The sequence below is a fragment of the Streptomyces rimosus genome (assembly GCF_008704655.1).
GTDB classification, from domain to species: Bacteria; Actinomycetota; Actinomycetes; order Streptomycetales; family Streptomycetaceae; genus Streptomyces; species Streptomyces rimosus.
Genome location: NZ_CP023688.1, coordinates 617,489 through 632,553 on the forward strand (window position 1 = coordinate 617,489; position 15,065 = coordinate 632,553).

Annotated in this window: 12 protein-coding genes; 7 read left to right on the forward strand and 5 right to left on the reverse strand. The window is 72.4% G+C overall.

Annotated elements, in window-relative coordinates; translation table 11 throughout:
* The first annotated feature begins 45 nt into the window (after positions 1 to 45).
* Positions 46 to 1,644, forward strand: coding sequence for a malate synthase A (gene aceB / locus CP984_RS02300; protein ID WP_003981004.1), 1,599 nt, complete (start codon positions 46 to 48; stop codon positions 1,642 to 1,644).
* Entirely contained in the window at positions 1,641 to 2,510 is an 870-nt protein-coding gene (locus tag CP984_RS02305; protein WP_003981005.1) for a 3-hydroxybutyryl-CoA dehydrogenase, read from the forward strand. The genes aceB and CP984_RS02305 overlap by 4 nt, the downstream gene beginning before the upstream one ends.
* Positions 2,511 to 2,575: 65 nt before the next feature.
* Here CP984_RS02305 and CP984_RS02310 read toward each other — a convergent pair whose 3' ends face one another.
* From CP984_RS02310 to CP984_RS02320, 3 genes are read right to left on the reverse strand one after another with little or no spacing between them, the layout of a single operon-like run.
* Positions 2,576 to 3,715: a bifunctional 2-methylcitrate synthase/citrate synthase gene (locus CP984_RS02310; RefSeq protein WP_003981006.1), complete on the reverse strand. Its 1,140-nt coding sequence runs from the start codon at positions 3,713 to 3,715 to the stop codon at positions 2,576 to 2,578.
* Positions 3,716 to 3,765: 50 nt separating this feature from the next.
* Positions 3,766 to 4,671 (reverse strand): methylisocitrate lyase, encoded by a 906-nt coding sequence (prpB, locus tag CP984_RS02315; protein ID WP_003981008.1) that lies wholly within the window; start codon positions 4,669 to 4,671, stop codon positions 3,766 to 3,768.
* Positions 4,671 to 6,179 carry an MmgE/PrpD family protein gene (locus CP984_RS02320; protein WP_003981009.1) on the reverse strand — a complete coding sequence of 503 codons (1,509 nt, stop codon included), beginning with the start codon at positions 6,177 to 6,179 and terminating at the stop codon, positions 4,671 to 4,673. The genes prpB and CP984_RS02320 overlap by 1 nt, the downstream gene beginning before the upstream one ends.
* A 202-nt stretch (positions 6,180 to 6,381) precedes the next feature.
* Here CP984_RS02320 and CP984_RS02325 point away from each other — a divergent pair, with 202 nt between their 5' ends.
* The 5 genes from CP984_RS02325 to CP984_RS02345 all read left to right on the forward strand — a co-directional run bounded on the left by CP984_RS02325 (position 6,382) and on the right by CP984_RS02345 (position 12,256).
* Positions 6,382 to 7,824, forward strand: a complete 1,443-nt coding sequence (locus tag CP984_RS02325) for a short-chain fatty acyl-CoA regulator family protein (RefSeq protein ID WP_003981010.1) — start codon at positions 6,382 to 6,384, stop codon at positions 7,822 to 7,824.
* A gap of 195 nt (positions 7,825 to 8,019) precedes the next feature.
* Positions 8,020 to 8,589, forward strand: coding sequence for a 2Fe-2S iron-sulfur cluster-binding protein (locus CP984_RS02330; RefSeq protein WP_003981011.1), 570 nt, complete (start codon positions 8,020 to 8,022; stop codon positions 8,587 to 8,589).
* Positions 8,586 to 9,584 carry an FAD binding domain-containing protein gene (locus CP984_RS02335; protein WP_003981012.1) on the forward strand — a complete coding sequence of 333 codons (999 nt, stop codon included), beginning with the start codon at positions 8,586 to 8,588 and terminating at the stop codon, positions 9,582 to 9,584. Before CP984_RS02330 ends, CP984_RS02335 begins: the two co-directional genes overlap by 4 nt.
* Positions 9,581 to 11,809: a xanthine dehydrogenase family protein molybdopterin-binding subunit gene (locus CP984_RS02340; protein WP_003981013.1), complete on the forward strand. Its 2,229-nt coding sequence runs from the start codon at positions 9,581 to 9,583 to the stop codon at positions 11,807 to 11,809. The genes CP984_RS02335 and CP984_RS02340 overlap by 4 nt, the downstream gene beginning before the upstream one ends.
* A gap of 237 nt (positions 11,810 to 12,046) precedes the next feature.
* Positions 12,047 to 12,256: a hypothetical protein gene (locus tag CP984_RS02345; RefSeq protein WP_003981014.1), complete on the forward strand. Its 210-nt coding sequence runs from the start codon at positions 12,047 to 12,049 to the stop codon at positions 12,254 to 12,256.
* Between the two features lie 14 nt (positions 12,257 to 12,270).
* Here the strand turns inward: CP984_RS02345 and CP984_RS02350 are convergent, their stop codons facing one another.
* Together CP984_RS02350 and otr(B) are read right to left on the reverse strand one after the other, a co-directional pair.
* Positions 12,271 to 13,026 (reverse strand): AfsR/SARP family transcriptional regulator, encoded by a 756-nt coding sequence (locus tag CP984_RS02350; protein WP_032922872.1) that lies wholly within the window; start codon positions 13,024 to 13,026, stop codon positions 12,271 to 12,273.
* Positions 13,027 to 13,289: 263 nt separating this feature from the next.
* Positions 13,290 to 14,981 (reverse strand): oxytetracycline resistance efflux MFS transporter OtrB, encoded by a 1,692-nt coding sequence (gene otr(B), locus CP984_RS02355; RefSeq protein ID WP_003981017.1) that lies wholly within the window; start codon positions 14,979 to 14,981, stop codon positions 13,290 to 13,292.
* Positions 14,982 to 15,065 lie beyond the last annotated feature (84 nt).

The window sequence follows — 15,065 nt, forward strand, 5'->3', positions numbered from 1 at the left end:
ATCGTCCCCGCCCGCCCCTCCGCTCCCCTTTCTTCAGGAGAACCGATGCTCACCAGCGCACTGACCCACCGTGTCCGTGTCCTCGCCGCTCCGGGGCACCGGCACGACGAGATCCTGACGCCTGCCGCCCTGGACTTCGTCGGCCGGCTGGCCGGTGCCTTCGGGGATCGCCGCCGGGACGTTCTCAAGGAGCGCCGCAGGCTGGCGTTGCGTCTGGCGTCGGGCTCGCCGCTCGACTTTCCGCTGGTCACTTCCGCGGTGCGCGCCGACCCGTCCTGGCGCGTCGCGCCGCCGGCCCCGGGTCTGACCGACCGGCGTGTGGAGATCACCGGGCCGCCCGAGCGCCGGATGGCCGTCAACGCGCTCAACTCCGGTGCCCGGGTGTGGATGGCGGACTTCGAGGACGCCACCTCGCCCACCTGGGAGAACGTCATCGGCGGTCAGCTCAATCTGCTCGACGCGATCGGGCGGCGAATCGACTTCGTGACGCCGGAGGGCAGGGAGTACCGGCTCGGGGACCCCGCGCGGCTCGCCACCGTCATGGTCCGCCCGCGCGGCTGGCACCTCGACGAAGAGCACCTGGAGTACGACGGACGGCCCGTCCCCGCCGCGCTCGTCGACTTCGGCCTGTACTTCTTCCACTGCGCCCAGCGGCAGATCGACGCCGGCCGCGGCCCGTACTTCTACCTGCCGAAGCTGGAGAACCGGCACGAGGCCCGGCTGTGGAACGACATCTTCGTCCTCGCCCAGGACCTGCTCGGCATACCGCGCGGCACGGTCCGTGCCACGGTCCTCATCGAGACGGTCACCGCCGCGTTCGAGATGGAGGAGATCCTTCACGAGCTGCGCGAGCACAGTGCGGGGCTCAACGCCGGCCGCTGGGACTACCTCTTCAGCCTGATCAAGACGTTCGGGCACCGCGCCGACTTCCTGCTGCCGGACCGGGCGAAGGTGACGATGACCGCGCCCTTCCTGCGGGCCTACACCGAACTGCTCGTCCGCACCTGCCACCGCCGCGGCGCCCACGCCATCGGCGGCATGGCCGCCCACGTACCCGGCAAGGACCCGGCGGCGAACGAAGCCGCGCTCGCCAAGGTGCGGCTGGACAAGGAGCGGGAGGCGGAGGACGGGTTCGACGGGTCCTGGGTGGCCCATCCCGGCCTGGTGCCGGTGTGCCGCGAGGTCTTCGACGGCGTTCTCGTCGGCCGGCCCCACCAGCTCGACCGCACCCGCGACGACGTGGACGTGACGCCCGCCGACCTGCTGTCGGTACGCCGCATCAGCGGGCCGCCCACCCCGGAGGGCGTGCGCACCGACATCGCTGTCGCGCTGCGCTACTTCGCCGCCTGGCTGCGCGGCCAGGGTGCCGTCGCCCTGTACGGGCTGATGGAGGACGCGGCCACCGCCGAGATCGCGCGGGCGCAGATCTGGCAGTGGCTGCGGCACCGGGTGATCGACCGGGAGACGGTACTGCGGCTGCTGGACGAGGAGGTCGCGGCGCTGGGTGCGGAGTATCCGTGGGCGCCCGTGGACGACATCCGCGCGCTGTTCGAGCGGACCGCGCTGGCGGGCGAGCTGCCGCTGTTCTTCACCCCGGACGCGTACACCCGTCACCTCGTGCGGCGGACGGAGGCCGGGGCATGAGCCCGGACATCCGGCGGGTCGGCGTGGTCGGCGGCGGGCAGATGGGCGCGGGCATCGCCGAGGTGTGCGCGCGGGCCGGGCTGGACACCGTGGTGTGCGAGGTGGACGCGGTCGCGGCCCGGGCCGCCCGGGACCGGGTGGCGGCATCGCTCGACCGGGCGGTACGGCGCGGCAGGCTGACGGAGGCCGCGGCCGGGGACGCGCTGGCCCGCCTGGTGTTCACCGGCAGCCTGGAAGCTCTGGCCGACCGGAGTTGCGTCATCGAGGCCGTGGTGGAGAACCCGGACGCCAAGACCGAGGTCTTCGCCGCGCTGGACAAGATCGTCGAGGATCCGGCCGCCGTGCTGGCCACCAACACCTCCTCCCTCCCGGTGATGCGGGTCGGCATGGCGACCGGCCGCGCGGACCGGGTGGTGGGCCTGCACTTCTTCAACCCCGTGCCCGTCATGCCGCTGGTGGAGGTGGTGACCTCGCTGCACACCTCGGCCGCGACGGCCGCCGCGGCCGAGGACTTCGCGACGCGCGTGCTCGGCAGGACCGTGATCCGCTCCAAGGACCGGGCGGGCTTCGTCGTCAACGCGCTGCTCGTCCCGTACCTGCTGGCCGCGATCCGGATGGCGGAGTCCGGTTTCGCCACCGCCGCGGACATTGACACGGGCATGGAACTGGGCTGCGCCCACCCCATGGGCCCGCTGAAGCTCGCCGACCTGATCGGCCTGGACACCGTCGCCTCGATCGCGGAGTCCCTCTACGACGAGTTCCGCGAACCGCTCTACGCGCCACCGCCGCTGCTGCACCGGATGGTGGAGGCGGGACTCCTCGGCCGCAAGACCGGCCGGGGATTCCACCCCTACGGCCAGGGCTGAGGGACCTGGTGGCGCGGGCTGAGGGGCCCGCGCCGCGGTACGGGGGTGGCAGGGTGGCGGGCCCGCTACCCGGCCATCGCCGGCACCGCCCGCTGATCCGGCCCCGCGTACGAGGCGAGGGGCCGGATCAGCGCGTTGTGGGCGAGCTGCTCGGTGATGTGGGCCGTCCACCCGGTGATACGGCTCATCACGAAGACCGGGGTGAAGACGGGGGTGTCGAAGCCCATCAGGTGGTAGGCGAGGCCAGCCGGGTAGTCCAGGTTGGGGTGGATGCCCTTGCGGCCGGCCATGGCGTTCCGGAGAGCGGTGTGCAGCGTGGCCAGCCGGGTCGTCTCCGGGTCGGCGGCACGGGCCACCAGACGGTCCAGGGCCTCCTGCATGACCGGTACGCGAGAGTCGCCGTGCTTGTACACGCGGTGTCCGAAGCCCATGATCCTGCGCTTGGCGGCCAGGGCCCCGTCCAGCCATTCCGCGGCGCGCTGCGGATCGCCGATCTCCTCCAGCATGTGCATGACGGCTTCGTTGGCCCCGCCGTGCAGCGGCCCCTTGAGCGCGCCGATCGCGGCGGTGACCGCGCTGTAGAGGTCGGAGAGGGTGGAGGTGACGACGCGGGCGGTGAACGTCGAGGCGTTGAAGCTGTGTTCCGCGTAGAGCACGAGGGAGGTCTCGAAGCAGCGGACCACCTCGGGGGCGGGCACGCTGCCGAAGCACATGTGGAAGAAGTTCTCGGCGTAGCCGAGTCCGGGGTCCGGCGGGACGGGGGCGAGCCCCCGGCGGCGGCGCTGGTCGGCGGCGACCACGGTGGGCAGCTTCGCCAGCAGGGTCAGGGACTTGGCGCGGTGGGCGGCGGGGCTGCCGTCGTCCTCGGTGGGGTCCTCGGCGCCGAAGAAGCTGACGGCCGTACGGAGCACGTCCATCGGGTGGCAGGTCTCCGGCAGCCGGGCCAGCAGTTCGGAGGTGGTGCGGCCCAGGGGGCGCAGGGCGCGTTCGCGGGCCTGGAACTCGCGCAGCTGGGCGGCGTCGGGCAGTTCGCCGTACCACAGCAGGTAAGCGACCTCCTCGAAGGAACGGTGGGCGGCCAGGTCCTGGACCGGGTAGCCGCGGTAGGTCAGGGAGTTGGTCTCCGGGATGACGGTGGAGATCTCGGTGGTGTCGACGACGACACCGGCGAGGCCGCGGTGGATCGCGGGCGCGGTGGTGGACATGGGGTGCCTGCCTTCGTGGGTCAGGTGCCGGGGTTCAGGTGCCGGGCGGGTCAGGTGCCGGGCGGGAGGGTGAAGTCGTGGACGGCCGAGTCGAAGGCCGCGTAGTCCCCGTAGCCGAGGAGCTCGTACAGGCGGGAGCGGGTCTGCATCCGCGGCAGCAGGGACTCCTGGGTGCCCTCGGCGGCGAGCGTGCGCAGCCCGTCCTCGACGGCGCCCATCGCCAGGCGCAGCAGGGTGACCGGGTAGAGGGCGATGTCGTAGCCGAGGTTCTCCAGGGTGCGGGTGTCCAGCAGGGGCGTCTTGCCGAACTCGGTGAGGTTCGCGAGCAGCGGTACGTCGACCGCCTTGCGGAACGCCTCGAATTCAGCCTCTCCGGTGAGGGCTTCGGGGAAGATCGCGTCGGCGCCGGCGTCGACGTACGCCTTCGCCCGGTCGACCGCCGCGTCCAGTCCCTCCACCGAGCGGGCGTCGGTACGGGCCATCAGCAGGAAGTCCGGGTCGCGGCGGGCGTCGACGGCGCCCTTGATCCGGCGGACCATCTCCTCGCGCGAGGTGACGGTCTTGCCGTCGAGGTGGCCGCAGCGCTTGGGGTTGACCTGGTCCTCCAGATGCAGCCCGGCCAGCCCGGCGTCCTCCATCAGCTGGACGGTGCGGGCGGCGTTCATCGGTTCGCCGAAGCCGGTGTCGGCGTCGATGAGGACGGGCAGGTCGGTGGCCCGGGTCGTCTGCTGGGCGCGGGCGGCGATCTCGGTGGACGTGGTCAGGCCGATGTCGGGCAGGCCCAGATCGGCGGCGAGGACGGCGCCGGAGAGGTAGGCGGCCTCGAAACCGGTGTCCTGGATGAGGCGGGCGGACAGCGGGTTGAGGGCGCCCGGCATGGGCAGCAGGCGGCCGGTGGCCAGCCGTTCGCGCAGCGCGCGGCGGCGTTCGGCGGGGGTGGTGCGGGTGTGCAGCATCAGAACAGGCCCTTCGGCAGGCTCGCGTCGTACGCGGCGACGGCCTCGGTGTCGACAGCCGGGAACAGGCCGTCCAGGTCGGGGGCGGACAGCTCGGCCAGGTGCTCGGCGGCGGACAGGAAGCGGTCCTGGCCGTCCGGGGCGACGGCGTTCTCGGCGAGGGTGCGGAACTTGCGCGCGTAGGCGGGGCGGTCGAACGGGCGGGCACCGGCCGGGTGCGCGTCGGCGACCGCGAGCTGGTCCTCGATCACCGAACCGTCCGCCAGGGTGATCACCGCGCGGCCGCCGAAGGCGCGGCGGTCCGGGTCGGGGTCGTGGTAGCGGCGGGTCCACTCCGGGTCCTCGACCGTGGTGATCTTCTGCCACAGCTCGACGGTCTCCGGGCGTCGGGCGCGCTCGGGCGCATAGGAGCGCTCGTGGTGCCAGGCCCCGTCCTGGAGGGCGACGGCGAAGATGTACGGCACCGAGTGGTCGAGGGTTTCGCGGCTGGCCGTGGGGTCGTACTTCTGCGGGTCGTTGGCGCCGGAGCCGATGACGTGGTGGGTGTGGTGGCTGGTGTGCAGGACCACCGAGCGGACGTGGTCCGGCGCGGGGATCTTCTCGCGCAGCCGCCGCGCCAGGTCGATGATCGCCTGGGCCTGGTACTCGGCGGAGTGCTCCTTGGTGTACGTGTCGAGGATCGCGCGCCGCGGCTCGTCCGGCTCCGGGAGCAGGACGGTGTAGTCGGCGGCCGGGCCGTCGAGCATCCAGGCCAGGAAGCCGTCCTCGCCCTCGTAGATGGGTGACGGGGAGTTCTCGCCGCGCATCGCCCGGTCGACGGCCTCGATCGCCGCCTTGCCCGCGAAGGCGGGGGCGTACGCCTTCCAGCTGGAGATCTCGCCCTTGCGGGACTGCCGGGTCGCGGTCGTGGTGTGCACCGCCTGCTGTACGGCCTGGTACACGGTCTCCGTCGGCAGGCGCAGCAGGGCGCCCAGGCCGCAGGCGGTGGCGGCGCTGAGGTGGGCCACATGGTCGATGCGGTGTTTGTGCAGGCAGATGCCCTTGACCAGGGCGACGTGGATCTCGTAGGCGGCGATGATGCCGCGCAGCAGGTCGGCGCCGGTGCCGCCGGTGTGCTGGGCGACGGCGAGGAGGGGCGGGATGTTGTCGCCGGGGTGGGAGTAGTCGGCGGCGAGGTAGGTGTCGTGGAAGTCCAGTTCCCGTACGGCGGTGCCGTTGGCCCAGGCGGCCCACTCCGGGGAGGTGCGGACGCTGGTGCCGAAGACCGAGGCCCCCGGGGCGGCGCCGCGGTGTGCTACGGCCTGCGCGCGGGCCACCGCGACCGGGCGGCGCAGCAGGGAGGCGACGGCGACCGCGGCGTTGTCGATCACGCGGTTGACGGCCATGGTGACGCTGTCGGCGTCCAGTTCCCCGGTGGCGGTCGCCACCGCCGCGAGCTTCCAGGCGAGCTGGTCCTCGCGCGGCAGCCGGTCGGCGCTGGTGTGGACTCGGACGTGGTGCTCGATCACGGGACTCCTCGTGCTGTCGGTCGGTGCTGACGTATCCGAGGCTGCCCCCTCCGGCGTCTGCCGGACCACCGCTCCAATCTGCGGAATCCGTACAGCGCGGGCGGGTGAATCCGCGAATCCTGCGAATTCTGCGAATGCTATGTTCGCAAGAACCGCCGCTCCGGCACCGAGGCCGGCGGCCCGCGACGGGAGGAGGTGCGGCATGGCCCGACGGCCGGCCGACCGCAAGGTCTACGCCCACGCCCGGTTGCGCCGGCTGCGTCGCGAGCACGGCATGAACCAGGTCGACATGGCCCGCGCCCTCGGCATCTCCACGAGCTACGCCAATCAGCTCGAACAGAGCCAGCGCCCGCTGACCGCGCCCGTGCTGCTGCGTATCGCGGAGGTCTTCGGCGTCGACACCGAGTTCTTCTCCGAGGCCGACGGGGACCGACTCGCCACCGACCTGCGGACCGCGCTCTCCGACGAGGCGTGCGGCGTGCCACTGCCCGCGCCCGAGGAGATCACCGAAGCCGCCCGCGATCACCCGGAAGTGGCCCGCGCCCTGGTCGCGCTGCACCGCCGCTACCGGGACGCCGCCGAACAGGCCGCCGCCCTCGCCTCCCCCGGCTCGGGCAGCGCACTGCTGCCCCCGGCCGAACCCCACGACGAGGTACGAGATTTCTTCTACGCCCACCACAACCACTTCGAGCCCCTGGACACCGAAGCCGAGTGGGCGGCGGAAGCCCTGGGCCTGCGGCCGGGCCGGACCGCGGACGCGCTCGCCGCTCGGCTCGCCGAACGGCACGGCGTCCGGGCGGTCGAGGCGGCCCCGGGCCGCTCCGCCGACGCCCGGCGCTTCGACCCCGGCGCCCGGCTGCTGTTCCTCTCCCCCTGGCTCAGCGACGGCCAGCGCGCCTTCCAGCTCGCCACCCAGCTCGCCCTGCTGGAACACGGGCCGCTGATCGGCCAACTGGCCGACGGAGCAGGCGACTTGTCCTCCCACGAGTCGCGGGCCCTCGCCCGTATCGGCCTGGCCAACTACTTCGCGGGCGCCCTGCTCATGCCGTACGCCGCCTTCCACCGGTCCGCGGAAGAGGTGCGCTACGACATCGAGATGCTGTCCGCCCGCTTCGGTGTCGGCTTCGAGACGGTGTGCCACCGCCTGAGCACCCTGCAGCGCACCGGCCGCCGCGGCGTGCCCTTCTCCTTCCTGCGGGTCGACCGGGCCGGCAACATCTCCAAGCGCCAGTCCGCCACCGACTTCCACTTCTCCCGCCTCGGCGGAACCTGCCCGCTGTGGACGGTGTACGAGGCGTTCTCCGCACCCGGCCGCATCCTGACCCAGGTCGCCGAAATGCCGGACGGCAAGCGGTACTTCTGGATCGCCCGGACCATCACCCGCGGCGGGTTCGGGCACCACGCGCCGCGCGCCGAATTCGCCGTCGCACTCGGCTGCGAACTGCGCCACGCCCACCGCCTGGTCTACGCCGAGGGCGTCGCCCTGGACGATCCGCGGGCCGCGACACCGATCGGCCTGGGCTGCCGGATCTGCGAACGGCGCGACTGCGCCCAGCGGGCACGGCCCCCGGCCGGCGGGCGACTGGCCATCGACCCGGACCGGCGTACGTATGTGCCGTACCCGGTGGAGACCGGCGGGCCGTGACGGCTGCCGTCCCCGATCGGCGGGCCGTGACGGCGCGGTCCCCGCGCGGCGGGGCGTGAGAGCAACGACCCCCGGGCGGCGAAACGGTCTCCGACCAAACCCTCCCGAAACCCGGGACTTCGCGGGAATCTAAGGACGAATGCCGCGCCCGGCACGACGGCGCACATCATCCGGACGACACCCGCGAGGGCTGCCATGAGCGATTCGGTCACGCAGGCCGTGGGGCGGAGCCAGGACGAGGGGGACCGGCTCCCGACGGTCACGCTGTACGTCAACCATCAGGAGCGGCGGTTCGCGGTGGACCCGCGGACCTCGCTGCTCGACGCGCTGCGCGAGCGGCTGCGCCTGGGCGGGACCAAGAAGGGATGTGATCACGGGCAGTGCGGCACCTGCACGGTGCTGGTCAACGGCCGGCGCGTCAACTCCTGTCTGACGCTCGCCGTGATGCACGAGGGCGACGACGTGGTGACGATCGAGGGGCTGGGCGACCCCGATGACCTGCATCCCCTCCAGGCCGCCTTCGTCGAGTGCGACGGTTTCCAGTGCGGCTACTGCACGCCCGGCCAGATCGTCTCGGCCGTCGGCATGCTCGGCGAGGTGGCGGCGGGCTGGCCCAGTCACGCCACCGTCGATGTGGCCGCCCCGCGGATCGCGTTGACCGACGAGGAGATCCGCGAGCGGATGAGCGGCAACCTCTGCCGGTGCGCCGCGTATCCGAACATCGTCGCGGCCATCCGCGGCGTGGCGGAAGGGGGCCCGGGTTGAGGTCCTTCACGTACGAGCGGGCGGCCGGGGCGGAGGCCGCCGTCACCGCGGTGTCCAGGGACGGCGCCAAGTTCATCAGCGGCGGCACCAACCTGCTCGACCTGATGAAGCTCGGCATCGAGCGCCCCGCCCATCTGGTCGACATCAGCCGCCTTCCGCTGCGCGACATCGAGGAGCTGCCGGACGGCGGCCTGCGGATCGGCGCCCAGGCGGCCAACTCCGATGTGGCCGCCGACGCCCGCGTCCGTACCCGCTACCCGGTGCTGACGCAGGCGCTGGTCTCCGGCGCCTCGGGCCAGCTGCGCAACAAGGCGTCCACCGGCGGCAACCTGTTGCAGCGCACCCGCTGCCCGTACTTCTACGACACGGCCGCGGGCTGCAACAAACGGCAGCCCGGGAGCGGGTGTTCGGCGATCGGCGGGTTCAACCGTATCCACGCGGTCCTCGGCACCAGTGACTCCTGCATCGCCACCCACCCCTCGGACATGGCCGTCGCGATGACCGCGCTGGAGGCGGAGATCGAGCTGCTCGGTCCCGGCGCGTCCGTACGCCGCGTGGCCATTGCGGACTTCTACCGGCTGCCGGGCGACACCCCGCACATCGAAACCGTGCTGCGGCCGGCCGAGATGATCACGGGCGTGGTCCTGCCGCCTTCGCCACCTGGCCGGCAGCTCTACCGCAAGGTGCGCGACCGGGCGTCCTACGAATTCGCGCTGGTCTCCGTGGCAGTCGTCGTCTCGGCCGACCAGGGCACGATCGACACGGCGCGGGTGGCGTTCGGCGGCGTGGCGCCCAAGCCATGGCGGTCCCTCGAAGCGGAGGCCGCGCTACGGGGCCGTCCTGCCACGACGGGCACCTACCGCGCCGCCGCCGAAGCGGCGATGCGCGACGCCGTGGGGCAGGGGCACAACGACTTCAAGATCGAGCTGGCCCGGCGCACGCTGTGCCGGACACTGGCGCAAGCGGCCGGCGGCCGGACCGAGGAGGCGGGATGATCACCGGGCGAGCGTTGAACCGCGTCGACGGCCCGCTGAAGGTCACCGGCCGGGCCACCTACGCCTACGAGCAGTGGGAAGCCGGGCAGCCGCTCTACGGGGTCGTCGTCGGCGCGACGATCGGCAAGGGCCGCATCACCCGCATCGACACCGCGGAGGCCGAACGCGCCCCCGGCGTACGCATGGTCATGACCCATCGCAACGCCCCGGCGCAGGGGCCGCGCGACGAATCCATACAGTTCGAGTACTGGCGGGCCCAGCCGGTGCTGACCGGCCCGGAGGTCCACCACCACGGCGAGCCGGTGGCGTTCGTCGTGGCCACCACCTTCGAGGAGGCCCGCGGGGCGGCCGGCCTGATCCACGTGGAGTACGCCGAAGGGCGCGGACGCTTCGACTTCGCCGCGCACGAAACCGAGGCATACGTACCGAAAGTGGTCAACGCCGGTCTCCCCGCCGACACCGCGGTGGGCGACTTCGCCGCCGGGTTCGCCGGGGCGCCGGTCCGCGTCGACCAGCGCTACACCACGCCGTACGAGTTCTCGATGCCGATGGAGCCGCACGCGTGCCTGGTGGAACCGCGGGGCGAGGATCTGATCGTGCACGTCAGCTGCCAGATCGTCGACGCGGCGTGGACCTCGGTCGCCGCCACGCTCGGCATGGACCCCGAGCGGATCCACATCGTCTCGCCCTATGTCGGCGGAGGATTCGGCTCCAAGCTGGGCGTCCACGCCGAGACGATCCTGGCGGCGCTGGCCGCTCGCGCCCTGCGCCGGCCGGTCAAGGCCGCGCTCACCCGGCAGCAGCTCTTCCAGCTCGTCGGCATGCGCCCCACGTCCAGCCAGCGGGTCCGGCTGGGCGCGGGGCGCGACGGGCGGCTGGCCGCGATCGCCCACGACGTCACCATGCACACCAGCCCCGACGTGGAGTACGCCGAGCAGACCGCCGCGACCAGCCGCAGCCTGTACGCCGCGCCCCACCGGGCGACGAGCCACCGCATGGTGCCGCTCGACCTGCCGCGCGGGGCGGACGTCCGCGCCCCGGGCGAGGCGCCCGGCCTGCTGGCGGTGGAGTCGGCGATGGACGAACTGGCCGACGCGCTCGGCATGGACCCGGTCGAGCTGCGCATCCGCAACGAGCCCACCGTCGATCCCGAGCGGGGCGTGCCCTACAGCGAGCGGCACCTGGTCGACTGCCTGCGCGAAGGCGCGCGCCGGTTCGGCTGGGAGCGCCGCCCCGCGACTCCGGCGAGCGTACGCGAGGGGCGGTGGCTGGTCGGCTACGGCATGGCGGCCGCCATCCGCGGGCACTTCCAGGCGCCGACAGCGGTACGGGTGCGGCTGGAGGCGGACGGCACCGCCGTCGTCCGCACGGATATGACCGATATCGGCACCGGCACGTACACCGTCCTCACCCAGGTCGCGGCCGACGGGCTCGGACTGCCGCCCGACCGGGTACGGATCGAGCTCGGCCGGTCCGGCTATCCCCGCAGCTGGGGGTCCGGCGGGTCGTGGGGCGCCGCCAACTCCGGCACCGCTACGGACCGCGCCTGCGCGGCCCTGCGTAGCCAACTGCTGGACGCGGCACGCTCCGACCCGCACTCGCCCCTGCACGGGCTGCCCGCGGCGGGCGCCGTGTTCGCCGACGGCCACGTACGCATCGGCGATGCGTCCGAGACCCTGGGCGCGCTCGTCCGGCGCCACCACCCCGAAGGACTGGAGGCGGTGGGCGAGACCCTCTTCATGGCCGACGACCCGAACTACGCGGCGTACTCGATCCACACCTACGGGGCCCACTTCGCCGAAGTGGGCGTCGACGCGGACACCGCCGAGATCCGGCTGCGCCGGATGCTCGGCGTGTTCTCGGTGGGCCGCGCCCTCAACCCCAAGACGGCCCGCTCACAGCTGATCGGCGGCATGATCTGGGGCGTCGGCGCCGCCCTGGAGGAAGAGGCCGTCGTCGACCCGCGCTCCGGCGCCTTCGTCACCCGGGACCTGGCCCACTACCTGCTCCCGGCCCACGCCGACGTCCCCGACATCGACGCCGTCCTCCTGGACGGCCACGACGCCCGGGCAAACACCCTCGGCGCCAAGGGCGTCGGCGAACTGGGCATCTGCGGCGCCGGCGCCGCGATCGCCAACGCGGTGCACAACGCCACCGGCATCCGCGTCCGAAACTTCCCCATCACGCTGGAGAAGCTGCTGCCCGGGCTGCCGGTGGAGGACTGAGCCCGGCGAGTACGGGACGACGTGCCGGTTCGTTGCCCGCACCCGGCCGACGGGGCCGGGTGCGGGAGCCGTCGGCACGGCCCCGGGCGCAGACGGCAGCACGTTCACCGCGCGCTGCCCGAACGATTCGGCCAGAGGGACATATTGCCGCCAACCCTGGCCAACCTCACCACCCGGCCTTTGCGTTCGGGCTACACAGGAATGCGCGGACGTGCTCGTCGGAGGGAGGAGCGGCCGGTGCTGACGATCAACGTGGCGGTGTTGCTCGCCGTCATCGTCTTCCTGCTCATACGCCGGCGTGTACAGGCCAGGAGCCGGGTCGACCAGAGCGTGACCGTGGCGCTCGCCCTCACCCTGGGCGTACTCGTCGCCCAGACCGGGTTCGGCCGCTGGATCCTGCAGGTCGTGGGCAGCCTCGCGAACGGCATCTCCCAGATCGGCCAGTGAGGCCGCCGGCCCCCTCAAGACGCCGACCTCAACACCTCCTCTTGCGCACGTTGCAGATCGTGCGACGGATCGAGACCGAGTTCGTCGCGGAGCAGGCGGCGGACCTTGTGGTAGACGTGGAGGGCTTCGCCGCGGCGGCCGGCTTTGCCGAGGGCGAGCATGAGCTGGGCGTGGAACCATTCGTCGTAGGGGTACTCCATCACCAGGGAGCGCAGGTCGGTGATCAGCTCGCCGTAGCGGCCGAGGGCCATGGCTGCCTGGATGCGGAGTTTGCGGACGGAGACGCGCCGTTCGTCGAGGTTGCTGACGTAGTCCCGCAGCGCCCGGCCGCAGGGCACGTCGGCGAGGGGGGTGCCGCGCCACAGGGCCAGCGCCTCCTCGGCCCACCGGACGGCGCCGGCGGCGTCGTGGGCGGCGTAGCAGGTCTGGGCCCGGTCGGCCAGGCGCGCGAAGTGGTGGGTGTCGAGCGACTCCTCGGGGGTGTGCAGCAGGTAGCCGGGCGGCGCGGTGACGATGGCGCGCTCCTGCGGGTCCACGCCCAGTTCCTCGATGAAGTCCTTGCGCAGCTGGTAGATGTAAGTCTGCGCGGTGGTGACCGCGGTACGCGGCAGCGCGTCGCCCCACAGTTCGTCGAGGATGGACTCCAGGCTGACGATCTGGTTGGCCCGCATCACGAGCAGGGCGAGCACCTGCTTCACTTTCGGAGCGCTCGGGGTGTAGGCCAGTCGGTCGTTGACGGCCCGGATGGGGCCGAGTGCCTTGAAGTCCATGGTTTCTTCCGCCTCCGCTGAATCTGTGGTCACACCGTCGGCCGAACGGATCCAGACGCTAATGGCGGCGGAACGGGGGCCCAAGCAAAGGCAACGGAAGTGCAGCCCGGCAGCGGAAACCGGAAGGGGAAACTGCAACCTTGGTGGCAGAACACCCCGGCACGGGCGGCCGGGAGCCGGGAACCGGCCGTTCCGGCACGGGGAATCGGACGTTCCCCGCGCCGGAGCGCGTCGTACGGGTGCCGGAGCCCGTCTTCGTACGGTCAGGCGTCCGACGCGGGCAGCGGCCCGTTCTTCGCCCCGGCGCCGCTCTCGGCCGGCCGCTCCTCCTCCGGCGCGGTCTCCTCCTGGAGTTCGCGCAGGAACCAGGTCATGACGAACCCGGCCAGCAGCACCACGCCGCCGGCGAGGAACATGATGTGGAAGCCGTGGGCGAAGGAATCCGTCACCGGCTGCATCAGCCGGGCGTCGATGCCGTTCAGCAGGGACGTGTCGTCAAGGTTGATCCCCGCGCCCTGCCCGGACTCGGCCATGTCAAGGAAGCGGTGGTTGGCGGGGTCGCCGGTGATCGCCGGGTCCGTCAGGAGGCGCTCGTAGCGCGGGGTGTGCAGCAGGTCGGCGAGGCGGCCGAGCGCCACCGCGAACATCACGGAGAACAGAACCGCGATGCCGGTGGAGCCGCCGATCTGCCGGCACAGGCCGGAGGCGCCGTTCGCCACGCCGAGCTGGCTCTTGGGGGCCGAGTTCTGCATGGCGAGGGTGATGACGGTCTGGGACAGGCCGATGCCGACGCCGAGCCAGAGGACGATCAGGACGATGCCCCACATCGGGGTCGTCGCGCCGGTGGTGGCCATGGCCAGCAGCGCCCCGGCCATCGAGCCCAGGCCCACGATCGCCAGTTTCTTGAACCGGCCCGAGGACGCGATGAGCTTGCCGGAGACCATCTGCGAGGCGATGGTGCCCAGCATGAACGGGATGACCACCAGTCCGGCCTGGGTCGGGGTCCGCCCCTGCACCATCTGGAGGAACAGCGGCAGGGTGGTGACCGTGCCGAAGATGCCGACGCCGATGGTGAAGTTGACCGCGGAGCACAGCGCGATGCTGCCGCGCCGGAAGAGCCCCAGCGGCAGGATGGCCTCGTCGCCGCGCCGCAGCTCGACGGGGATGAAGACCGCCAGCCCGGCCGCGCCGAGCGCGAAGAGGGCGAGGGCGGCCGGCGAGCCCCAGCCCCAGGTCCGGCCCTGTTCGGCGACGATCAGCAGGGGCACCAGGAACAGCGCCAGCGCCGCCGCGCCCAGTACGTCCATGCGGTGCTCGCGCCGTTCGTGCGGCAGGTTCAGGGCCTTGCGCACGGTGACCAGGGCCAGCAGGCCCAGCGGTACGTTGAGCAGGAACACCCAGCGCCAGCCGTCGATGCCGAAGACCTGGCCCGCCTCCGCGAAGAAGCCGCCCGCCAGCGGGCCCGCGACGCTGGCGACCACCCACGCCATCTGGAGGAAGGCGAAGTAGCGGCCGCGCTCGCGCACCGGGGCGAGGTCGGCGACCACCGCGGTGGGCAGGGACATCAGCCCGCCGCCGCCCAGTCCCTGGACGGCCCGGAAGAGGGCCAGCTCCCACATCGAGCCGGCCGTGCCGCACAGCACCGAGCCGCCGATGAACACCACGATGGAGATCAGGTACATGGGCTTGCGCCCGTAGATGTCGGACAGCTTGCCGTAGAACGGCATCGCCAGGACGGAGGCGATGAGGTAGCCCGTCGTCGCCCATGCCTGCTCGGTCTGGCCGTGGAGGTCGTCCGCGATGGTGCGCATCGCGGTGGCGATGACCGTCTGGTCCAGGGCCGCGAGGAACACGGCCAGCAGCAGTCCCGACATGGCCGTCAGGATCTGCCGATGCGTGAACGCCCCGCCTGCCTGGTCCGCCGTGCCCGCCGGGCCCGGATTTGCGGATGACACGGTTCCTCACTCTCCTGGCCGGCGCTTCCGGCCCCGTACACACACGTTGTTCACCATCGGCACCGAGGCCGGGTGCCGAGCGTA

Excerpts from the sequence above, each read along its gene's own strand:
- CP984_RS02340 (WP_003981013.1), top strand. The coding sequence starts at position 9,581 with ATGATCACCGGGCGAGCGTTGAACCGCGTCGACGGCCCGCTGAAGGTC.
- CP984_RS02310 (WP_003981006.1), bottom strand. The coding sequence starts at position 3,715 with ATGTCCACCACCGCGCCCGCGATCCACCGCGGCCTCGCCGGTGTCGTC.
- CP984_RS02330 (WP_003981011.1), top strand. The coding sequence starts at position 8,020 with ATGAGCGATTCGGTCACGCAGGCCGTGGGGCGGAGCCAGGACGAGGGG.
- CP984_RS02305 (WP_003981005.1), top strand. The coding sequence starts at position 1,641 with ATGAGCCCGGACATCCGGCGGGTCGGCGTGGTCGGCGGCGGGCAGATG.
- CP984_RS02325 (WP_003981010.1), top strand. The coding sequence starts at position 6,382 with ATGGCCCGACGGCCGGCCGACCGCAAGGTCTACGCCCACGCCCGGTTG.
- CP984_RS02350 (WP_032922872.1), bottom strand. The coding sequence starts at position 13,026 with ATGGACTTCAAGGCACTCGGCCCCATCCGGGCCGTCAACGACCGACTG.
- prpB (WP_003981008.1), bottom strand. The coding sequence starts at position 4,671 with ATGCTGCACACCCGCACCACCCCCGCCGAACGCCGCCGCGCGCTGCGC.
- aceB (WP_003981004.1), top strand. The coding sequence starts at position 46 with ATGCTCACCAGCGCACTGACCCACCGTGTCCGTGTCCTCGCCGCTCCG.